The following is a 21,582-nucleotide window of genomic DNA, read 5'->3' as shown; positions in this document are numbered from 1 at the left end:
CCGCCCCCCTTCCCGCTACGGCTTGGGCAGGGTGCAGGTGCTCGCGCTCAGGTTGAGCTGGTTCCCGGTCGTGAAGCAGGCCGGGATGATGTAGGTCTCCTCGGCGTAGTTGATGCCCTGGCGGACGGTGACGTTGCCGCTCTCGTCGACCTCGCACGGGTTGTCCACCGTGCAGGTCTCGCCGTCCTCGTTGCCGGTGTTGTTGACGGCGACGACGTTGCCGGTGGACTGGTCGATCACCGGCGAGCCGGAGGTGCCGCCGATGGTCTGGCAGGCGGAGGTGTAACGGACCGAGTCCTTCCAGGTCCAGTCGCCCTCCTTCAGGCGGTACACGAACCCGTCGATGTTGCAGTTGTAGAGCTTCTTCCAGTAGCCGGACGCCACGGTGATCGCGGTGCCGGCGGTCGGGTGGGTGTTCTGCACGGTCAGCGGGGTGATCCCGTACGAGCTCTTGATCGTCGCGTAGGTGCTGGTGAGCTGGTAGATCGAGATGTCCGTGTCGGTCATCGTCGCGTAGGCCAGCTTGCTGGCGCGCAGGGTGGCGACCCCGGTGCCGGAGGAGTTGAGCAGGGTGAAGGTGCGGCTGGAGGTCTGGTTGGTGACGACCTCACCCGGGTCGAGGAAGCCGGACGTCAGGCAGTGACCGTTGCTCAGCACCAGCGCGGGGTCGGTGTCCAGGGAGTTCGGGAAGCGGATGACCGAGCCGGAGCAGTTGCTGAGCGCGACGGTCCCGGCGAGGCTGACGGCCTTGAGGGTGGGCGCGGCGGCCTTGGTCTCGGCGGCGGCCGCCTTGGTCTCCGTCCTGGTCTCCGCCTTGGCGGCGGGAGCCGCGACCGCGGGCGCCGCGCCGACCCCTGCGATGGCCAGGGCGGCGAGCACGGCGACGAGAGGCTTGCTCATGTGGGGGTCCCCTCTGATACGACAAGACGACCGGAGATCTTCCGGCCGCCTTCAGTGTTGTCATGCACATTGTCGAGTCGAGGGGGCGTACGGAACAAGAAGGCATCGGAGGCCGTAGGGGTTTCCCTATGAGAAACGGTGCGTATTGCACAGAGCTGACCGAGAAGACCGAGAAGTCCGAAGTCAGTTGAATCAACGGCACCGCGACAACCACGGGACGGCCGGCTTCACCAGCCGTCAAACAGGTGGCTCGATAATGCCTTGACCTGGCCGCCTATCGACACACCGACAGATCGGGCGAGTCGGCCCATGGTAATGTCCGCCTTCCTGCCAATACCTTCGCCCCCGAATTCGGAATCCGCTGAAAAATTCCAGCCAATTCCAGAGTCGTCCAATAGATCGGGGCGTGCCCCGTATTTTTTGGAGAGCGCGAGAGTGGCCACCCCCGCCGTTTCGGTAATCATCGCCGCCTACAATGCGATGCCCTATCTGACGCGTTGCGTCATTTCTGCCGCCGAACAGAGCATCGGCCAGGACGAGCTGGAGATCATCGCCGTCGACGACGGCTCGACGGACGGGACCGCCAAGGAGCTCGAGCGCCTGGCCGAGGTGTACCCGGGGTTGATCCGCGTGTTCCGGCAGGAGAATTCCGGCGGCCCCTCCGCGCCTCGCAATGCCGGGCTCGACCACGCCAGGGGACGGTTCGTGTTCTTCCTCGACGCCGACGACTATCTGGGGCCGGAGGCCCTGGAGCGCATGGTGGCGATGGCCGAGAAGAACGGCACCGATGTCGTGCTGGGAAAGGTGGTGGGCGTCGGTGGACGCGGAGCGCCCGCCTCCATGTTCAAGCGCGACCAGCCGAAGACCGATGTCTTCTCGTCCCGGGTGTACTGGACACTCAACCCGATGAAGCTGTTCCGCCGGAGCCTGCTGGAGCGCCTGGGGCTACGGTTCCCCACCGACCTGGCTATTGGCGAGGACCAACTCTTCGTGGGTCCCGCCTACTTCCACGCGTCGGGCATCTCCGTACTGGCGAGCTACGACTGCCTGTTCTGGGTGCAACGGGAGGACGAGGGCAACATCACCTTACGGACCGGGGGCACCGAGCCCCGGCTGAAGTTCCTGCCGCGCGTGGTCGACATGGTCCTGGAGAACGTGCCGCCCGGCCCCGGCCGCGACCATCTCGCGCACCGGCACCTGAGCGTCGAAATCGTGCAACTCCTCGGCCATCTGGTCCACGAGCCCCGCCCGCAGCAGGAGAAGGCCCTCGCCCAGCTCGCCGACACCATCGCTCCGCTCTGGCACGAGGAGATGGACGACGGGCTCTCGGCCATGACCCGGCTGCGGCTGCACCTCGTACGGCACCGGATGCTCGACGAACTCCTCGAACTCGTCCGGTTCGAGAAGGAACTGGCGCAGAGCAAGGTGGCCACGCCCGTCCTCGTCGACCACGGCAGAGCCCTCGCCCGCTACCCGTTCCTCCGTGACCCGGCCCGTGCCGTCCCCGACGAGTGTTACGACGTCACAGCCCAACTCGGCGTACGCCACCATGTCAGCCGGGCCGAGATGCTCGGCACCACGCTGCACCTCGCCGGACACGGCTACCTGCACCGCGTCGCCACCGAGGACGTCACGACCGGCCTCGTCCTGCGCGAGCGCGACAGCGGCACCGAGTTCCGGCTGCCCGTCACGCACACCGCGTCGCCCGGCGCAGGCGCCGGTGAGGACGAGGGGCGCTTCCGCTACGACGAGGCCGGCTTCGAAGCCACCGTCGACATCACCACCGCCGCCGACGGAGGCCCGCTCGACGACGGACTGTGGGACATCTCCCTCGCCATCGGCGCCCAGGGGATCACCCGCGAGGTCCGCATCGGCAGCAATCGGGCGTCCGACGTGTCCGGGGCGGCCGCCACCCATCTGGTGGACACCGCCGACGGCATGCGCGCCCTCACCCTCTACACCACCAAGCCGCACGGCAACTTCACCCTCGACATAGGCGAGCGCAAGCACGCCGTACCGCCCCGTCTGAGGTTCGACGGCACGATCCGCTGGGCCCGCGACGCCGCCACGGAGCTGGAGCTGACCGGACGCTGCGCGCTCGCCTCGTACCCGGTCGGCGACCTCGTCGCGGCCTTCGAGAACGACCGGGGAGACAAGGCCCGCTTCGCCGCCTCGGCGATCGGTGACGGCTTCCTCATACGGGTGCCCGTCACCGAGCTCCCCGCCGGTGTGTGGCGTGGCAGCCTTCACATCGGCAGTTGGTCCGTGCCCCTGCCGGGGCTCCCCGGGAACCTCGCCCCGGCCAAATGGCGTCGCCGCGCGCTGCCCTGGTACGCCAAGCCCGACGCGGACGGCGGCGAGGCCTTCGCCCTGCAGGTCGCGAAGACGAACCTCGTCCGGGCCGTGGCTCGGCGCGTCGCGTCCTGAGCGGCCGGTCCGCCCTGCCTACCTGGGCCCCTTCGTCCTCCCCCAGCCCGGTTTGCCCTTCCCCCGGTCGGAGGACGGGGCGGACGTCGTAGTGGTCGGGGCCGGGATGCCCGCCGGGGCGGACGGCGAAGCGGCCGAGGGCGCGGTGGACGTCGTGGCGGGCGAGGACGGCGCCGCGTCGACCCCGGTGGACGTGGCGGACCGGACACTCGCGGAGCCGGTCGCGGAGGGGGACGCGGAGGCCGGGCCGCTCACCGTGGTGCCGGGTGCCGTGCGGGTGTCCCCGTGCTTGCCCCGCTGCTCTCCCGTGGGGCTGCCCGAGGTGAAGGCCACCGACGCCACCAGTGCGGCCGCGGACACCACCCCCGCCGCCCCCGCCGCGGCCAGCACCCGGCGCGAGGGACGGCCGGCGCCCGCTCGGCGTGCGGCGCGCCGGCGGTCGGCGCGACCGGCCGGGGCACCCTCCTCGGCGGGGGCGACGGCCGGCAGCCGCTGCGTCTCGTCGTACGCGTTCTGCCAGCCGTGTGCCGCCGCCGGGTCGGAGTACCGCTCGTAGGACGACGGGTCGACCTCGGCATACGGCTGGTACGCGGCCGGCTCTTCCGGGGAGACGCCGCTCTGATCTGACCTGGACACGGCAGCGCATTGTAGGGACGCATACGGCCATGGGGACAGTTACCGGCGATAACATCCCAAAACACCCGTCTCGCGTGGTGGAAAACACGCCCCACGAGGCGTTACCGGGCCGTAAGCTCCCTGACATGCAGGTGATCCAGTCGACCAAGCTCTCCAACGTCTGTTACGAGATCCGGGGCCCGGTTCTCGAGGAGGCGATGCGTCTGGAAGCGGCAGGGCACCGCATCCTCAAGCTGAACACGGGCAACCCGGCCGCCTTCGGCTTCGAGGCCCCGCCGGAGATTCTGGAGGACGTCCTCCGCAACGTCTCGACGGCCCACGGCTACGGGGACGCCAAGGGCCTGCTCGCGGCGCGCCGGGCGGTCGTCATGCACAACCAGACCCTCGGCATCGAGACGGACGTCGAGCACGTCTTCATCGGCAACGGCGTCTCCGAGCTGATCGTGATGGCGATGCAGGGGCTGCTGGACGACGGGGACGAGGTGCTGGTCCCGGCCCCGGACTACCCGCTGTGGACCGCCGCGGTCTCCCTCTCCGGCGGCACGGCCGTGCACTACCGGTGCGACGAGCAGGCGGACTGGATGCCCGACCTCGCGGACGTCGAGCGCAAGGTCACCGACCGCACCAAGGCCATCGTCATCATCAACCCCAACAACCCGACCGGGGCCGTCTACGACGAGGCGATGATCAGGGGACTGACCGACATCGCGCGGCGGCACAACCTGCTCGTCTGCTCCGACGAGATCTACGACAAGATCCTCTACGACGGCGCCACGCACACTCCGACCGCCAAGGTCGCCCCCGACCTGCTGACCCTCACCTTCAACGGCATGTCGAAGGCGTACCGGGTGGCCGGCTACCGGGTGGGCTGGATGTCGATCTCCGGGCCGCGGGCGCACGCCGACTCCTACATCGAGGGCCTGACGATCCTGGCCAACATGCGGCTGTGCGCGAACATGCCGGGTCAGCACGGCGTGGTGGCCGCGCTCAGCGGGCGGCAGTCCATCCGGGACCTGGTCCTGCCCGGCGGGCGGCTCAAGGAGCAGATGGACACGGCGTACGAACTGCTCACCCAGATCCCGGGCGTGACCTGTGTGCGGCCGAGGGGCGCGCTGTATCTGTTCCCGCGGCTGGATCCGACCGTGTTCAAGATCAAGGACGACCGGCAGATGGTCCTTGACCTGCTGCGCCAGGAGAAGATCATGGTCGTCCAGGGCACCGGCTTCAACTGGCCGGAGCCCGACCACTTCCGGGTGGTGACCCTGCCCACGGCCACGGACCTGCGGGACGCGGTGGGCCGGATCGCGCGCTTCCTGGACGGCTACGGCCAGCCCTGACCTCTTGAGCGCCTCAACTTTAGACGAAATCTAAGCTAGGATGGCTTCCTGCCAGCACAGGAGGCCATCCCATGTACGAACCGATCCGCACCAAGTCGGTCCACAGCACGATGGCCGGCACGACCTCCGACTTCCCCCACCGGTCGCGCGAAGAGGAGCTGGACATCCAGCTCGCGGGTCATCTCGCGGCGCTGCTCGCCGTCACCGACGAACTGCGCGCGGCGGCCCCTTCCGCGGACCTGGACACCGCGGCCGAGCGCCTCACCGGAGAGGTGAGCAGGCTGCGGGGAGGACATCCGCCGGTCCGAGCGATCGGATCCACTCGCAAGCCCGACCTCTCCTCTCTGCACCAGCGGGCGCACGCCCTCGCGGGACGCGCACTGGTGGTGGCGGCGTCGCGCGCGGACACCTCGGCGGCGATCCTCGCCGCGGAACAGATGGACGTCCACGCGGCCGCCCTGGAGCCCCGCGAACTCGCGTCCCGCTGAACCTCCCGAGGGTCCCCCGTACGGCCCCGGTCCGCGTGCACCCGCAGCGACGCGCGGACCGGGCGCCATGTTTTTGTCTGCGTCTGTCGTAATTTGACACAGTGAAACGCAGGCGATTGTTGGTGGTGCTCTCCGGTGCGGCTGCAGTCGCCACCGGAATGATGTCGTGGGCCGTCGTCTCCTCCTCGGCGGCGATCTCGAAATCCCAGGCCGAGTCCACGGCGAAACGGGCCGCCCCGGACACCGAATCCCTTTTGCGGGCGGGAATCGCGCGGCAGCAGGACCACGACCCCGCAGGGGCCGCCCAGCTCTACCGAGTGGTGCTGGGCCTGGACCCGCGGAACGAGGTCGCCTGGTACAACCTGGGAGTCATCGCGCACGAGGCCGGCCGGACCGCCGATGCCCGGGCGGCCTACGAGAAATCCCTGAAGATCGATCCGACCTTCCAGTCGGCTCTCTACAACGAGGCCATTCTGCTGGAGTCGAGCGACCCCGACCGCGCCATGGGACTTCTGGAACGCGCCATCGGTGTCGATCCGAACGCGGCCACGGCACATCTGCACCTGGGAGACATCTGGGCGCGGAAGAAACGCGACCGGGAAGCCGCGGACGAGTTCCGCACCGCCGTCGCGGCCGACCCCTCCCTCCGTTCCCAGGTGCCGGAATCCTTCCGGGACTCCCTGCGCCCCGTATCCGAACCGACCCCGGCGGGGAGCACCCGATGACGTCGACCGATCGGACGGTACGGGCGCTGACCGCGTACACCACCGTGACGGCGGCCCTCGCGGCCCGGGTGTTCCTGATGCCCGAAAAGTCGCAGGACTACTTCACCTTCCTCGAACCCTGGTACCGGCACCTCGCGACCCACGGCGGGTTCCAGGCCCTCGCCGACCCCGGCTTCTCGGACTACAACGTCCCCTACCTGTATCTGCTGGCCGCGCTGACGTACCTGCCGCTGTCGGCGCTGACGGGCATCAAGTGGATCTCGGTCCTGTTCGACCTGGCGCTGGCCTACCAGACCTTCCGGATCGTGGCCCGGCTGCGGCCCGCCCCTTCCCGGGCCGCCTTCGGCGCGGCCGCGGTGGTGCTCTTCCTGCCCACCGTCGTCACCAACAGCGGGTGGTGGGGGCAGTGCGACGCCGTCTACGCGGCCTTCCTGGTCGGCGGGATCCACCACGTGCTGCGCCACCGGCCGTGGTGGGCGTGCACGTTCTTCGGGCTCGCGCTCGCCGTCAAGTTCCAGGCCGTCTTCCTCTTCCCCTTCCTGCTCGTCCTGGTGCTGGTGGGACGGGTGCCGTGGCGGAGCCTGCTCGCCGTGCCCGGCGCGTATCTCGTCCTCGACGTCCCCGCCCTCGCGCTCGGCGCCGACCCGTGGCGTCTGCTGACGGTCTACGCCCGGCAGACGGACACGTACCAGATGCTGTCCCTCCAGGCGCCGTCCGTCTACGAGTTCGTGTCGGTGCCCGGCGACACCGGAGCCGTGCGCAGCGCGGGTGTCCTGGTCGCGGGGGCCCTCGTGGCACTCCTGACCGGACATGCGGCATGGTCCCTGCGGCGCGGCCGGACCGGCGTGCCGGAGCTCACCGACACCCGGATCGTGCTGCTGGCCGTCTGCTCCGCGATCGTGGTGCCGTTCCTGCTGCCCTCGATGCACGAGCGGTACTTCTACGTCGCGGACGTGCTCACCGTGACGGCCGCGTTCGCGCTGCCGCGGCAGCTCTGGTACGTGCCGGTGCTGGTGCAGCTCGCCTCGTTCGGCAGCTATCTGAAGTGCAACTCCGCGACCCTGAATCCGTATCTGTCGATGCCCGCGCACAGCGCGCTGATGCTGCTGGCGCTGGTGGCCGTGGTCCGCACGACCGCCGGCGAGCTGCGCGGCGGGCCGGAGGCGGCGGCCCCCTACGGGCGTCCTCCCACCACGGAGGGGACCCTGTCACCGGTGTCCTCGGCGACGTAGTACGTCGGGCGTCGCTGGGCGGCGGTGTAGATACGGCCGATGTACTCGCCCAGCACCCCCAGACAGATGAGCTGGACGGCGCCGACGAAGAGCACGGCGATGATCAGGGAGGTCCAGCCGCGGGTGGTGTCGCCCGCCGCGTACATGGCCAGCGTGTACCCGACCATGCCGAGGCAGACGCAGAAGGCGAGCGCGCCGAGCCAGACGGCCAGCCGCAGCGGGGCGACGGAGAAACTGATGACGCTGTCGACCGCCAGCAGGACCATCTTGCGCAGCGGGTACTTGGTGCGGCCGGCGACCCGGGGGTCGCGGCGGTAGGTGACCTCTCCGCTGGGGAAGCCGAACCAGGGCATCAGCAGCCGGTACACCTGCGGCTGGTCGGGGAGCGCCTTCAGGGCGTCGAGGGCGCCCCGCGAGATCAGGCGGAAGTCGCCCGCCTGGGCGCAGACATGGTCGCCGACCATACGGCGCATCAGCCAGTAGTAGGCGCCGGCGGTACGGCGTTTGAAGCCGGTGTCGCTCGAGCGGTTGCCGCGTACGCCGTAGACGATGTCCAGGTTCCGGGCACGGGCCAGGGCGAGCATCTCGGGGATCTTCTCCGGCGGGTCCTGGAGGTCGGCGTCGAGACTCGCCGTGTACCGGCCGCGGGCGTGGTGCAGACCGGCGGTCAGCGCGGCCTGGTGGCCACTGTTGCGGCGCAGTCGCACGACCCGCAGCTGCGGCCAGCCGGTCGCCAGGTACGCGAGTTGACGGGCCGTCGCGTCCGTGGAACCGTCGTCCACCGCGACGACCTCGTACGCCTCCCCCGTCCCGTCCAGTACCGGCCGGAGCCGCGCCACCAGCGCCGGCAGGGCCTCTTCCTCGTTGAACATCGGAATCACGACCGACAGCTCCACCGACAGCTCCACCGACTACTCCATCGCCCGATTTGCTTACTTATGGTAATATTTGCTCACTTACCGTACAATGCTGAGATGCCTCAGCGCGTCCAGACACACGCACCCCGCACCACAGGGGTCGCCCGGCAGCTCCCGGTCTTCGCGATCATCGGGGTGCTCTCCACCGCCGCCCATCTCGGCTTGTTCACCGCGCTCAGGCCGGTACTCGACGCCCAGCTCGCCAACCTGGTCGCACTGCTGGTCACCGCGGTGGCGAACACCGCCGCCAACCGCCGCTTCACCTTCCGGGTGCGCGGCAAGGAGGGCGCTGCCCGGCATCAGCTCCAGGGACTGGTGGCCTTCCTCGCCGGGCTCGCGCTCAGCAGCGGCGCCCTCGCCCTGGTGCACCGGACCGTGTCGGACGCTCCGCACGTGGAGATCGCCGCGCTGGTCGTGGCCAACGGGGCCGCGACGGTACTGCGGTTCACGCTGCTGCGGATGTGGGTGTTCGCGGCGGCGTGAAACAGGCGAAAGCCTGCCGTCACATCCCGTCGGGGCGGACGGGTGCGTGACGACAGGCCCATGGCTCCGCACGCCGTTGTACGGAACCTCGCCGGTCTGTGGTGCTGTCACCGCGGCCGGCCGTGACGATATCGCTGGTCAGGGCAGTCTCGGCAGCCGGCCGCGGCGCACGGGGGAGGGCGTCAGCCCAGGCGCTGCACCAGGGCGCGGTACTCGTCCCACAGCTCCTTGGGGGTGTGGTCGCCGAAGGTGTTCAGGTGCTCGGGGACCAGGGCGGCCTCCTCGCGCCAGATCTCCTTGTCGACCGTGAGGAGGAAGTCGAGGTCCTCGTCGGCGAGTTCGAGGCCGGCCGTGTCGATGGCCTCCTTCGTCGGCAGGATGCCGATCGGCGTCTCGACGCCGTCGGCCTTGCCGTCGAGGCGCTCGACGATCCACTTCAGGACGCGGCTGTTCTCGCCGAAGCCGGGCCAGACGAACTTGCCCTCGTCGTTCTTGCGGAACCAGTTGACGTAGTAGATCTTCGGCAGTTTCGCCTGGTCCCTGCCCTTGGCGACGTCGACCCAGTGACCCATGTAGTCACCCATGTTGTAGCCGCAGAACGGCAGCATGGCGAAGGGGTCGCGGCGCAGCTCGCCGACCTTGCCCTCGGCGGCGGCGGTCTTCTCGGAGGCCACGTTGGCGCCGAGGAACACCCCGTGGTTCCAGTCGAAGGACTCCGTCACCAGCGGCACCGCGGAGGCGCGGCGGCCGCCGAAGAGGATCGCCGAGATCGGCACACCCCTGGGGTCCTCCCACTCGGGCGCGATGATCGGGCACTGCGCGGCGGGGGTGGTGAAGCGGGCGTTGGGGTGGGCGGCCGGGGTCCCGGCCTGCGGCGTCCAGTCGTTGCCCTTCCAGTCGGTGAGGTGGGCCGGGGTCTCCTCCGTCATGCCCTCCCACCAGATGTCGCCGTCGTCGGTGAGCGCCACGTTGGTGAAGACCGAGTTGCCCCACAGCGTCTTCATCGCGTTGGCGTTGGTGTGCTCGCCGGTGCCGGGCGCGACGCCGAAGAAGCCGGCCTCCGGGTTGATGGCGTACAGCCGGCCGTCCTCGCCGAAGCGCATCCAGGCGATGTCGTCGCCGATCGTCTCGACCGTCCAGCCGGAGACGGTGGGCTCCAGCATGGCGAGGTTGGTCTTGCCGCAGGCGGACGGGAAGGCGGCGGCGACGTACTTGGACTCGCCGCGCGGCGGGGTGAGCTTGAGGATCAGCATGTGCTCGGCGAGCCAGCCCTCGTCGCGGGCCATGACGGAGGCGATGCGCAGGGCGTAGCACTTCTTGCCGAGCAGGGCGTTGCCGCCGTAGCCGGAGCCGTAGGACCAGATCTCGCGGCTCTCGGGGAAGTGCGAGATGTACTTGGTGGAGTTGCACGGCCACGGGACGTCCGCCTCGCCCTCGGCCAGCGGGGCGCCGAGGGTGTGCACGGCCTTCACGAAGAAGCCGTCGGAGCCGAGTTCTTCCAGGACCGGCTGTCCCATGCGGGTCATGGTGCGCATGGAGACGGCCACGTAGGCGGAGTCGGTGATCTCGACACCTATCGCGGAGAGGTCCGAGCCGAGGGGGCCCATGCAGAACGGGACGACGTACATGGTGCGGCCGCGCATCGAGCCGCGGAAGACGCCGTTCTCACCGGCGAAGATCTCCCGCATCTCGGCGGGTGCCTTCCAGTGGTTCGTCGGGCCGGCGTCCTCCTCCTTCTCGGAGCAGATGAACGTCCGGTCCTCGACCCGCGCGACATCGGTCGGGTCGGAGGCGGCGTAGTAGGAATTGGGGCGCTTGATCGGGTCGAGCCGCTTGAAGGTGCCCTTCTCGACGAGCTCCCCGCACAGGCGCTCGTACTCGGCCTCGGATCCGTCACACCAGACCACGCTGTCCGGCTGGGTCAGTTCGGCGATCTCGTTGACCCACGAGATCAGTTCCTGGTGGTTGGTCGGGAGGACGCTGGGAGCCGCGATGTCGCGCGCCACGGTTGCTCCTTGGTGAGGGGTTTTTGGTTTTCAGGCCCCTTGGGGGCTGCGGCCCGGATGCTTCGTGGTCGATCAAGGGCGCTCATCCGGTACCGACCGCACTCATCTGATCATCCGATGCCCGCGCCCATCTGTCCAGACAGCGTCACAGGTGAGCGGAGTGAGGATCGCCACGCATAAACACGATTCTTTGCGTCCACTTGACGTTCAACAGAAGATCTTTTGGACGGAACCCGGTCTGGGTAAGGCCCCCGGCGCCATGAGATGATGGCCACTCTTGACCCCCGAACCCGCCGGACTGATCCGTAACTTACGGTTCCGTAGGTACGATTCGGGCCATGACTGCGCCCGTCCCCGACGCGCCCACGGACCCGCCGGCCGCCGGCCGCGGTCCTCTCGGGCTCCCCCTGCCGCAAGAGATCAAGCCCAAGCTCCGAGGCTGGCTGCATCTCGGCATGTTCCCGGCCGCACTGATCGCGGGGCTGGTGCTGACCGCCCTCGCGCACTCCACCAGAGGCCGGATCGCCTGCGGTATCTACGCGCTCACCGCCTGCCTGCTGTTCGGCGTGAGCGCGCTCTACCACCGCGGCAACTGGAACGCGCGCATGGACGGCATCCTGCGCCGCCTGGACCACGCGAACATCTTCCTGATCATCGCGGGCACCTACACCCCGCTGACCCTGCTGCTCCTGCCCGGGGGCAAGGGCCAGTGGCTGCTGTGGGGCATCTGGGGGGCGGCGCTCGCCGGCATCGCCTTCCGGGTGTTCTGGGTCGGCGCCCCGCGCTGGCTCTACACCCCCTGCTACATCGCGATGGGCTGGGCGGCCGTCTTCTTCCTGCCGGACTTCATGCGCACCGGCGGCATCGCCGTGCTGGTCCTGGTGATCGTCGGCGGCCTCCTCTACAGCGCCGGCGGCGTGATCTACGGCATCAAGCGGCCGAACCCCTCACCTCGCTGGTTCGGCTTCCACGAGGTCTTCCACTCCCTCACGCTCGCCGCGTTCGTCGTCCACTACGTCGGCATCTCCCTGGTGGCGTACCAGCACAACTAGCGTCACTTTCCCGCCTTTCTCCGGGCCACGGCTTCCGAGCCGTGGCCCTTTTTCGTTCCCGACAGTCCCCACCGATTGACACTTACTGGTTTTTGAGAGTTACTCTCATTTCATGGTTACTGTCACGAACGTTTCCGCGGCGGGGCGCGACCCCCGCCGCTGGTGGGCCCTCGGCGCCCTGGTCGCGAGCATGCTCACGCTCGGTTTCGACATGACGATCCTCAACGTGGCGCTGCCCACGATGGCCGTCCAGCTCAGCGCCACCACTGGCGAACTGCAGTGGATGGCGGACGCCTACGTCGTCGTCTTCGCGGCGCTGATGCTGCCCGCCGGTCTGCTGGGCGACCGGTTCGGACGGCGGCGGATGCTGATCGCCGGACTCGGCGTCTTCCTCGTCGGCTCGGGCCTGGGCACCCTGGCCGGGGACGTGAACTGGGTGATCGCCGCCCGCGCGCTGATGGGCGTCGGGGGCGCGCTGGTCACCCCGCTCGCGCTGTCGGTGCTGCCCTCCCTGTTCGGGCCCGAGGAACGCACCAAGGCAGTGGGCATCGTCTCCGCCGCCTCGGCGCTCGGGCTGCCGCTCGGTCCGATCATCGGGGGCTGGCTGCTCAACCACTTCTGGTGGGGCTCGGTCTTCCTGATCAACCTCCCGATGGCCGCGCTCGGCATCGCCGCCTGCGTCTTCCTGCTCCCGGAGACCAGCGACCCCACCTCGCCCAGGGTCGACCCGGTCTCCACGGCGCTCACCGCGACCGGCCTCGGCGCGCTCATCTACGCGATCATCGAGGCCCCCGCCAAGGGCTGGGGCGACCCTCTGGTCCTGGCGACGTCCGCGGCGGCCGTCGTACTGATCACCGCGCTCGTGCTGCGCGAGCGTCGGTCCGCACGGCCCATGCTGGACATGGGGCTGCTCGCCCAGCGCGGATTCCTGTTCAACACGCTCGCGGCGACCCTGGTCATGTTCGTGCTGTCCGGTCTGCTGTTCGTCCTGCCGCCCTACCTCCAGGCCGTCCTCGGCCACGACGCGCTCGGCACCGGTGTGCGGCTGCTGCCGATGCTGGGCGGGCTGATGGTCGCCGCGCGTGTCGCGCAACCCGTCGTCGACCGCTTCGGCGCCCGGGCCGTGGTCAGCGCGGGCCTGGTGATCCTGGCCTTCGCCTCGCTCCTGGGCAGCCGTACGACCGTCGACTCCGGCTACGGCTTCACCGCGCTGTGGCTCACCGTCGCCGGGGCCGGCTTCGGGCTTTCGGTCGTGCCCGCGATGTCCGGGGCCCTCGGCACCCTGCCCGCCGACCGGGCCGGCAGCGGCTCCGGACTGCTGATGACCCTGCGGCAGGTCGGCAGCGCCATCGGGATCGCCCTGCTCGGCAGCCTGCTCGCGAGCACCTTCCGCGACCGCCTCGACGTCACCGGTCTGCCCGCCGGGGCCGCCGACACCGCCGGGGACTCCGTGGTGGCCGCGCATCTGATCGCCGAGAAGGCGGGCTCGGCCCACCTCGCCGCCTCCGCGAACAGCGCCTACGTCCACGGCATGACCCTCGCCCTGCTGGTGTGCGCGGCCTCGGCCCTGGTCTCGGCCCTGCTGACGGCGGCTCTGCTGCCGGGGACACCGGCGGCGGGCCCCGAGGACCCCGAGGCCAGTGACAATCCCGGGATGGCCGACGCGGAGGCGAATGCCCGACAATGAACCGCATGACGGCCGCACGAACCAGTTCCCCCGCCGACCGCCCCCACCTTGGCCTGCGTGAACGCAAGAAGATCAAGACGCGCAAGGCGATCCGCAACGCGATCTACGCGCTGATCAAGGAGCAGGGGTACGAAGCCACGACGATCGACCAGATCGCCGAGCGGGCCGAGGTGTCGCCGTCGACCGTCTTCCGGTACTTCCCGACCAAGGAGGACATCGTCCTCACCGACGAGTTCGACCCGATGATCATGGAGGAGATGCGTGCCCGGCCGGCCGACGAGCCGTGGCCGGACACTCTCCGGTACGTGATGCACCGGGCCGTCCGGCTGGGCCTCAAGGGGGACCTGGAGGCGACCCGGCTGCGGGCCCGTCTGATGGTCGACGTCCCCGCGGTGCGCTCGCGGATGATGGAGAGCATGTCGATGACCAGCGAGATGCTCTGCACCGCCCTCGGCGAGCGCACCGGCCGGGCCCCCGACAGTCTGGAAGTGCGGGTCTACGCGATGTCCCTGATCGGAGGCCTGATGCAGACGTCGCTGTACTGGGCGTCGAACGACTACCAAGACGACTTCGAGGAACTCCTCGACCGCGCCCTGGACGTCCTGGAACACGGCCTCCACCCTGCGAATTCCTGAGGCCACCGCGCTCCCGCATGCCATCCTGACCAGGTGAACGCAGCAGAGATCCACGTCGAAGTAGCCCCCGAGCTGGCGGTGTTCGTCCCGCCCGCCCGGCGGACCGGCGCCCACCCGCTCGGCGTCGACGGAGTCTCCACCCTCGGCCATGTCATCGAGTCCCTCGGCGTCCCGCTGACCGAGGCCGGCACCCTCGTGGTGGACGGCCGCGAGGTCCCCGTCTCGCACATCCCCTCGGCGGGCGAATCGGTGCTGGTCCGCCCGGTCACCCGCCCCCAGCGGGTGCCCGGCGCCCCCCTCCGCTTCCTCCTCGACGTCCACCTCGGCACCCTCGCCCGCCGGATGCGTCTGCTCGGCGTGGACACCGCCTACGAGTCAACCGACATCGGCGACCCGGCCCTCGCCGCCCGCTCGGCCGCCGAACGGCGGGTCATGCTCAGCCGCGACCGGGGCCTGCTGCGCCGCCGCGAGATCTGGTCCGGCGCCTACGTCTACAGCACCGACCCCGAAGCCCAGCTCCGCGACATCCTCGACCGTTTCCGCCCCGGCCTGTGCCCCTGGACCCGCTGCACCGCCTGCAACGGCCTGCTGCGCGAGGCCACCAAGGAGGAGGTCGCCGACCAGCTGGAACACGGCACCCACCGGTCGTACGACGTCTTCGCCCAGTGCCGGTCCTGCGGCCGCGCCTACTGGAAGGGCGCCCACCACGAACAGCTGGAGGCCATCGTGGAACGTGCCCTCGCGGAGTTCGCCGGCTAGGGCGGGTTTCGAAAGTAGCGTCGTCCGCCCGCAGGGCGGGCCCGGCGGCGTCTGGTGCGTGCGATCGCAAGGCGGAGGGTCGCCCCGATACTGGATGTATCGGGGCGCGCCCGACAACGCGGCGAGCGCGCGTGCCAGGCGTCGCCGGGCAGGCGGGACTTTCGAAACACGCCCTAGTGCCGTTCAGCCGTTCAGCGCGGTGCGCAGCCTTTCCGGGTCGGTCGTCGGGGCGTCGCATGTGAAGTTGCGGCAGACGTACGCGGCCGGCTCACCGCCCCGCAGCGGACGGTCGGCCAGCAGGGGGAACTCGTCACTTCCCGTGGTGCCGTAGGCGACGACGGCGCCGGGGGCGGTGCCGAGCAGTGCCGTACGGTGTAGGGCCCTTGCCGCGGGATCATCGAACTCCCGCCCCACCACGGCGACTTCACGCGGCCCGTCGAGGAGCGCCTCGGCGGCGCCCAGCCCCCACCCGATGAACCGCGGCACACGCGGGCCGAGCGCCTTGACCACCCCCAGGGCCTTCTCGGCGGCCGTGCGGTGCGGCTCGGAGCCGGTGTGGGCGGCATAGCCGAGCAGCGCGCCCGCGGCGGCGGTCCAGCCCGAGGGGACGGCGTTGTCGGTCGGGTCCTGCGGACGGCGGATCAGCCGCTCGGCGTCGGCCGCGGTGTCGTACAGCGCACCGGTCTCGGGGTCGGCGAACCGCACGAGGACGTGGTCGAGCAGGAACCCGGCGAACTCCAGCCACACCCCCTCGCCCGTGACGGCGGCCAGCGCGAGGAACCCCTCGGCGACGTCCGCGTAGTCCTCCAGCACCCCGGCATTGCCCCCGGCCTGCCCGTCCTTGCTGGTCCGGGAGAGCCGGGCCTGCTCGTCGAGATGCAGCCGGACGAGGAGGTCGGCGGCGCCGACGGCCGCCTCCACGAGGTCCGGGCGGTCGAAGTAGGCGCCGGTCTCGGCGAGCGCGGCGACGGCGAGACCGTTCCAGGCGGCCACGATCTTGTCGTCCCGGCCGGGCGCGGGCCGTTCGGCGCGGGCGTCGAGGAGCCGCCGCCTGATGCCGTCGATCCTCGCCGCGTCGAAGACACCGTCCTGCTGCGGGAGCTGCAGGACGGAGGCGCCGTGCTCGAAGGTGCCCTCGTCGGTCACGCCGAAGTACTGCGCGGCCAGCCGGGCGTCCTCCTCGCCGAGCACCTCGCGCAGCCGCTCGGGCGTCCAGACGTAGTAGGCGCCCTCGACATGGTTCCCGTTCCCGTCGTCGCTGTCGGCGTCGAGCGCGGAGGCGAATCCGCCCTCGTCGGTGCGCAGTTCGCGGACCATGAAGTCGGCCGTCTCCAGGGCGACCCGCCGGGCCAGCTCCGAGCCGGTGGCCCGCCACAGATGGGCGTAGACCCGGCAGAGCAGCGCGTTGTCGTACAGCATCTTCTCGAAGTGCGGCACGACCCAGTCGCGGTCCACGGAGTACCGGGCGAACCCGCCCCCGAGCTGGTCGTAGATCCCGCCCCGGGCCATCCGCTCACAGGTGTCCAGGGCCATCTGCAGCGCGCCCTCGGCGCCCGTCCGCGCGTGATGCCGCAGCAGGAACTCGATCACCATGGACGGCGGGAACTTCGGCGCCCCGCCGAACCCGCCCCGCTGCGGGTCGTACTCCCGGGTCAGCCCGAGCAGCGCCTGCGACATCTCCTGTTCCCCCGGCGCCCGGCCGTCCCCGAAGGAGATCTCCCGCCCGGCCAGATCCCGCACGATCTTCCCGGCCACCTCGGCGACCTCGTCACGCCGGCCGGTCCACGCCTGCTCGACGCCCTCCAGCACCTGCCGGAAGGAGGGCATGCCGTGCCGGGGGGTGGGCGGGAAGTACGTCCCGAAGTAGAAGGGCTCGGCGTCGGCCGTCAGGAACACGGTCATGGGCCAGCCGCCCTGCCCGGTCGCGGCCTGGACGGCCTCCATGTAGACGGCGTCCACATCGGGACGCTCCTCACGGTCGACCTTGACGCTCACGAAGTGCGTGTTGAGGTAGTCGGCGGTGTCCTGGTCCTCGAAGGACTCGTGCGCCATGACATGACACCAGTGGCAGCTGCTGTAGCCGACGCTCAGCAGCACGGGCACGCCCCGCCGGCGCGCCTCCGCGAAGGCCTCCTCCGACCAGGGCCACCAGTCGACGGGGTTGTCGGCGTGCTGGAGCAGGTACGGGGATGTCTCATGGGCCAGTCGGTTCGCCATGGTGTCCATCCTGCCGCAGTACCCAGCCCGTCACGCGTCAGGCGTCTCCCAGACGGTGACCTCGAACTTCGTGAGGTCACCGCCGGGGGGAGCGGAGACGACGCGGAGGTAGGCGGTACGGCCCTGGTCGGTCATGAGGCAGAAGCGGGCGCCGCGGGGGGCCTGCGCGTTGTAGGTGCCGTTGCGCTCGACCGCCTCGGCACACTGCCTGTCGGTCGGCGCGGAGCCGGAGGCGGGCAGGGGGGCGAGTCCGAGGTCGCCGTCCGGTACGTCGAAGGTGGGGCTGCCCGTGGTCGCACCGATGAAGAGGTCGCTGCCTTTCACGAGAGTCGCGGCGACGACCGGTGCGGTCGAGTCCAGCTCGACGTCCACCCCGCCGTTGATCATGTCGGCGTCGAACACCACCGGCCCGTACCGGACCCGGGCCGCCTCCGCGCTCTCGCCGGCTGTCGTCGCCGGTGTCGACTCGGCCCCGGAGGACGGCTGGGTGCCGCCCCCGCCGTCGGCCCGTTCCTCCCCTGTCGGGCTCGGCCTGCCCACCAGCACGGTGACGAGGATCCCCACCATCGGAATCACGATGCCGACGACCCACCACGCCCAGCGAGGCGGGTGGTGCGTGCCCTGCGGCGGTCCCGGCGGAGCACTCGGCGACGGCACATGCCCCGAACTCATCCCTGTTCCCCCATGGTTGCCCTCATCACGATAGCCACGAACGCACCGCTCAAACACAACCACCGCACTGCGCACGGCAATCGGTGCCCGTACGCCCCCTCGCGCCCCGGAGCCGCCCGCCGCACACTTGACCGACGAAAGCCATGGCCGCCGGAGGGGGACGGGACATGCGGGACAGCCACAGGGCCGACGCCGAGCGGTTGTTGGTGCGGGCCGTGGAGGAGGAGGTACGGCGTTCGGGCGGCCGGGCCGACCGGCAGGTGCTGATGACGCGGGCGCGCGGCGCGCTGGACGCGATGGCGCAGACCGCCGCCGAGGAGTACGAGGAGTACGCGCGGGCGCTGGAGGAACGCGACGCCGGGCGGCTCAGTTTCGCCCAGCGGTACGCACGCGAGGGCGGCGGCCGGACGCCGTTGCTCGTGGCCGGCGTGGCCGCGGTGACGGCCGCCGTCTCCGACCTGGCGCTCGGCACCGGGCCCGGCACTGCTCTCGGGGCCGGGGTGGCGGTGGGCGTGGTCGGCGCCGCCGCGACCGTCGTGAAGGTGGCCGGCTCGCATCTGCCCGCCGCGCACCACCGCGCCGGTGAGGTCGGACAGCCCGGCGGCGCCGAGCAGTTGCGGCTGCAGTGGCTGACCGCGCTGGAGGTACGCGGCATCCGGCCGTTCCTCGACCAGCAACGGGTGATCACCGCGACGACGGGCACGACGAAGACCCCGGGGCCGCAACTGAGGGGCACGGACAAGAGCGCCGCCGCCCGCGGACGAGCGGTCCTCGAGCAGTCGTTCGCCCAGCTTCCGGAACCCGTGGGCCCGTTCGCGGGCCGTCGGGCGGAGCTGACACAGATCCGGCAGTGGGTGCAGGCGGCCCGGGCGAGCACACAGACCAGACCGACCGTCGTGGTCCTGCACGGGCCGCCCGGCAGCGGCCGCAGCACCCTCGCGGTGCGGGCCGCGCACGATCTGCGCGACCAGTTCCGCGGGGCGTGCGTGGTGGACCTGCGCGGCGACATCGCCGGGGAGACCCCGCTGCCCACCCGGGACGCCCTGCTGCACCTGCTCAACCGGCTCGGCGCACCCCGCGAACAGCTCCTCTTCCGCGAACGCTCCTCCCCCGAACAGCAGGTCAAACGCCTCGGCGAGCTCTACCAGCAGCATCTGAAGGGGCTGCCGGTCACCGTGGTCCTCGACGACGCCTCCGATCCGGAGCAGATCCGCGCGCTCGTCCCGGAACGCTCCGACAGCCTGGTCCTGATCACCTCCCGGGCCCCACTGGACCTGCCCGCCGAACTGTCCGCATGGGTGCACGACCTTCCGGTGCGCCCCCTGGACGCGGCGGGCGCGGAGGAACTCCTGAACGCGGCCGCCCAGGACGCCTCCGGCCCCTACGACGCCGAATCCGCCGACCGCATCCGCGAGTTGTGCGGCGGGCTGCCGCTGGCACTGCGCGTCGCCGGCTCCTCGCTCGGCCCGCGCTCACCCCGCCGGCTGGCCGCGGAACTCGCGGCGTACGGTCCCGTGGAGCCCGTCGAGCGCGCGCTCTGGCTGCGCTACACCGACCAGTCGGAGCCGAACCGCCGACTGCTGCGGCGTCTCGCACTGGCCGGACGCGCCTCGCTCGGCGCGGCCGCGGCCTCCGCCCTGCTCGCCACGGACCGCGGGGAGGCGACCCGGCAGCTGACCGCGCTCGCGGACGCGGGCCTGATCAACCGGGTCCGCGGCGACCGCTACCGGCTGCACGACCTGGTCCGCGCCTTCGCCGCCGCCCGCCTCCTCGACGAGGAGGAGCAGAGCGAGCTCGCGGCGGCCCAGGAACGCCTCATCGTGAGCTACGCCGAGCTCGCCGACTCCGTGCTGCGGCTGGTCGACGGCAACATGTCGACCCGCTCGGACCGCTTCACCCCGCACGGCTTCCCCTCGCTCGACGAAGCGCTGCGCTGGCTGGACGACGAGTCGAGCTTCATCACCGCGGCCCTGCGTCACGCCAAGGGCGTGCACCAGGAGGCCGTCCTCAGTCTGCTGGGCGCGCTGTGCGACTACTGCCTGCTGCGCGGCGACCTCTACCGGCTCGGCGAGATCAACGAACTCGCCCAGTCGGTCGGCCAGGACCTGCTGGTGCGGTCCGTGCAGTGGCGGACCGGTATCGCGGCCCGTCAGCTGGGCGAGCTGGACAAGGCGCGGACCACGCTCAGCTCGGTCGTCGACCTCTATCTCCAGGCCCATCACGACGCGGGCGCGGCGCGTGCCCTGTGCTCGCTGGGCATCACCCTGCACCATCAGGGCAACCTCACGGAGGCGGCGGCCAGACTGCGCGAGGCGATGGACCTGCAGTCCGCGCCCGAGCTGGCCACGGACCGCGCCTGGACGATGCACGCGCTGGCCGCGGTGCAACGGGACCGGGCCCGGCTCGCGGAGGCGCTGGACCTGCTGAACCGCTCCCTTGTCCTGCACCGCGAGGGCGGTTCCGTGCACGGTGAGGCCTGGGCCCACTTCCAGCTGGGCCAGCTCAACCTGCGCCGCGGGGACGTGTCCGCCGCGGAGAGCGATCTGCGCCGCGCCCTCGAGCTGTACGGCCGGACCCGCGACGCCCGCGGCGAGGCGTGGGCGCTGACGCAGCTGGCGCGCGCCCGCATGATCGACGGCGAGCCGGGGGCGGCGGTGGAGGGGCTGCGGGCGGCGGCGGCCCGGCACCGGGCGAACGAGGACGCGCGCGGCCAGGCCTGGACGGTGTACTACCTGGGCCTGGCCCTGGAGGAGACCGGTGACCTGGACACGTCCGTCCGCGAACTCGAACGCTCCCGCTCCCTCTTCTCCCGGATGCGGGACGTCTACGGCCTCGCCTGCGCCCGGCACCACTCGGCCCGGGTGACCCGCGACCAGCGGGCGGCGCAGACGGGCTCACTGCGCAACTCGGGCTTCGCCCGGCAGCTCCTCGTCGACGCCCGGACCGACTTCCAGCGCATCGGCGTCGCCCACGGCGAGGCGTGGACCTGCCTGGAGCTGGCGATCGTGGAGGCGGGCAACGCCCGTACGCAGCAGGCTCTGGCCCTGTGCGAGGAGGCCGCCGGCCTGTTCGCCTCCTACGGCGACCGCCGCGGCGAGGACTGGGCCCGCTTCCTGCGCTGCACCCTGCTGCCGTACGGGGCCCCGGGCGGGGTCGAGGTCGGTACGGCCGTGGCCCAGGAGGAGCTGGCCCAGCTGAGCCGCTCCGCCCACCCCCTGCGGGACGCCAAGCTCACCGAGTGCCTCGGAGCGTACGCCGTCCTGCTGGAGCGGGGCATACGCCTGGAGGCCGGCTGGCAGGCCTGGCGCCTGGGGATGGTGCCGGGCCGCCACGAGCGGGAGGTGATGGGCGTCGCGGTGAACGGCGGGTAGGCGCGGGACTCAGCGGCGGGTGACGGGTGGGAAGTGAC

General features: G+C 70.9%; 18 protein-coding genes. 11 read left to right on the top strand and 7 right to left on the bottom strand.

The features are described from left to right. Window positions 1–15: 15 nt before the first annotated feature. Together ABT057_RS11755 and ABT057_RS11750 are read right to left on the bottom strand one after the other, a co-directional pair. Window positions 16–900, bottom strand: a complete 885-nt coding sequence (locus tag ABT057_RS11755) for a S1 family peptidase (protein WP_352342435.1) — start codon at window positions 898–900, stop codon at window positions 16–18. 227 nt (window positions 901–1,127) lie between these two features. Beyond that, entirely contained in the window at window positions 1,128–1,364 is a 237-nt protein-coding gene (locus ABT057_RS11750) for a hypothetical protein (RefSeq protein WP_352342434.1), read from the bottom strand. A gap of 16 nt (window positions 1,365–1,380) precedes the next feature. On the opposite strand from ABT057_RS11750, the gene ABT057_RS11745 reads away from it, so the two are divergent. Continuing rightward, window positions 1,381–3,327 (top strand): glycosyltransferase family 2 protein, encoded by a 1,947-nt coding sequence (locus tag ABT057_RS11745; protein WP_352342433.1) that lies wholly within the window; start codon window positions 1,381–1,383, stop codon window positions 3,325–3,327. An 18-nt stretch (window positions 3,328–3,345) separates the two neighbouring features. Here the strand turns inward: ABT057_RS11745 and ABT057_RS11740 are convergent, their stop codons facing one another. Beyond that, window positions 3,346–3,963 carry a hypothetical protein gene (locus ABT057_RS11740; RefSeq protein WP_352342431.1) on the bottom strand — a complete coding sequence of 206 codons (618 nt, stop codon included), beginning with the start codon at window positions 3,961–3,963 and terminating at the stop codon, window positions 3,346–3,348. A 125-nt stretch (window positions 3,964–4,088) separates the two neighbouring features. Between ABT057_RS11740 and ABT057_RS11735 the strand changes: the two genes are divergently transcribed. From ABT057_RS11735 to ABT057_RS11720, 4 genes are all read left to right on the top strand, one after another. Further along, entirely contained in the window at window positions 4,089–5,300 is a 1,212-nt protein-coding gene (locus ABT057_RS11735; RefSeq protein ID WP_352342430.1) for a pyridoxal phosphate-dependent aminotransferase, read from the top strand. A gap of 71 nt (window positions 5,301–5,371) precedes the next feature. Continuing rightward, window positions 5,372–5,788 (top strand): SCO4983 family protein, encoded by a 417-nt coding sequence (locus ABT057_RS11730; RefSeq protein WP_352342428.1) that lies wholly within the window; start codon window positions 5,372–5,374, stop codon window positions 5,786–5,788. A gap of 101 nt (window positions 5,789–5,889) precedes the next feature. Beyond that, a complete protein-coding gene (locus ABT057_RS11725; protein WP_352342426.1) occupies window positions 5,890–6,513 on the top strand; it encodes a tetratricopeptide repeat protein in 624 nt (207 codons plus the stop codon). Then, window positions 6,510–7,745, top strand: coding sequence for a glycosyltransferase 87 family protein (locus ABT057_RS11720; RefSeq protein WP_352342425.1), 1,236 nt, complete (start codon window positions 6,510–6,512; stop codon window positions 7,743–7,745). The genes ABT057_RS11725 and ABT057_RS11720 overlap by 4 nt, the downstream gene beginning before the upstream one ends. Here the strand turns inward: ABT057_RS11720 and ABT057_RS11715 are convergent. Continuing rightward, a complete protein-coding gene (locus ABT057_RS11715; RefSeq protein ID WP_352342423.1) occupies window positions 7,688–8,653 on the bottom strand; it encodes a glycosyltransferase family 2 protein in 966 nt (321 codons plus the stop codon). The genes ABT057_RS11720 and ABT057_RS11715 overlap by 58 nt on opposite strands. A gap of 66 nt (window positions 8,654–8,719) precedes the next feature. On the opposite strand from ABT057_RS11715, the gene ABT057_RS11710 reads away from it, so the two are divergent. Further along, a complete protein-coding gene (locus ABT057_RS11710) occupies window positions 8,720–9,145 on the top strand; it encodes a GtrA family protein (RefSeq protein ID WP_352342422.1) in 426 nt (141 codons plus the stop codon). A gap of 182 nt (window positions 9,146–9,327) precedes the next feature. On the opposite strand, the gene ABT057_RS11705 is transcribed toward ABT057_RS11710, so the two are convergent. Continuing rightward, window positions 9,328–11,151, bottom strand: coding sequence for a phosphoenolpyruvate carboxykinase (GTP) (locus ABT057_RS11705; RefSeq protein WP_352342420.1), 1,824 nt, complete (start codon window positions 11,149–11,151; stop codon window positions 9,328–9,330). 338 nt (window positions 11,152–11,489) lie between these two features. Between ABT057_RS11705 and trhA the strand changes: the two genes are divergently transcribed. From trhA to ABT057_RS11685, 4 genes are all read left to right on the top strand, one after another. Beyond that, the gene (gene trhA, locus ABT057_RS11700; RefSeq protein ID WP_352342419.1) at window positions 11,490–12,203 is read left to right on the top strand and encodes a PAQR family membrane homeostasis protein TrhA; all 714 of its coding nucleotides are present in this window, start codon (window positions 11,490–11,492) and stop codon (window positions 12,201–12,203) included. Window positions 12,204–12,315: 112 nt separating this feature from the next. Beyond that, window positions 12,316–13,890, top strand: coding sequence for an MFS transporter (locus ABT057_RS11695; RefSeq protein WP_352342418.1), 1,575 nt, complete (start codon window positions 12,316–12,318; stop codon window positions 13,888–13,890). Between the two features lie 5 nt (window positions 13,891–13,895). Next, window positions 13,896–14,525 carry a TetR/AcrR family transcriptional regulator gene (locus ABT057_RS11690; RefSeq protein ID WP_502973864.1) on the top strand — a complete coding sequence of 210 codons (630 nt, stop codon included), beginning with the start codon at window positions 13,896–13,898 and terminating at the stop codon, window positions 14,523–14,525. A gap of 33 nt (window positions 14,526–14,558) precedes the next feature. Further along, window positions 14,559–15,284: a Mut7-C RNAse domain-containing protein gene (locus tag ABT057_RS11685; RefSeq protein WP_352342415.1), complete on the top strand. Its 726-nt coding sequence runs from the start codon at window positions 14,559–14,561 to the stop codon at window positions 15,282–15,284. Between the two features lie 183 nt (window positions 15,285–15,467). On the opposite strand, the gene ABT057_RS11680 is transcribed toward ABT057_RS11685, so the two are convergent. After that, complete coding sequence (locus ABT057_RS11680; protein WP_352342414.1) at window positions 15,468–17,501, bottom strand: thioredoxin domain-containing protein; 2,034 nt, start codon at window positions 17,499–17,501, stop codon at window positions 15,468–15,470. Window positions 17,502–17,531: 30 nt separating this feature from the next. Beyond that, entirely contained in the window at window positions 17,532–18,068 is a 537-nt protein-coding gene (locus ABT057_RS11675; protein WP_352342413.1) for a hypothetical protein, read from the bottom strand. A 272-nt stretch (window positions 18,069–18,340) separates the two neighbouring features. Between ABT057_RS11675 and ABT057_RS11670 the strand changes: the two genes are divergently transcribed. Beyond that, window positions 18,341–21,544: a tetratricopeptide repeat protein gene (locus ABT057_RS11670; RefSeq protein WP_352342412.1), complete on the top strand. Its 3,204-nt coding sequence runs from the start codon at window positions 18,341–18,343 to the stop codon at window positions 21,542–21,544. Window positions 21,545–21,582: the final 38 nt, after the last annotated feature.

Origin of the sequence: Streptomyces sp. NPDC002588 (assembly GCF_040295925.1) — a bacterium.
Lineage (GTDB): Bacteria > Actinomycetota > Actinomycetes > Streptomycetales > Streptomycetaceae > Streptomyces.
The sequence above is the reverse complement of the archived record's forward strand: the minus strand, read 5'-3'. Positions and strand labels throughout refer to the sequence as shown.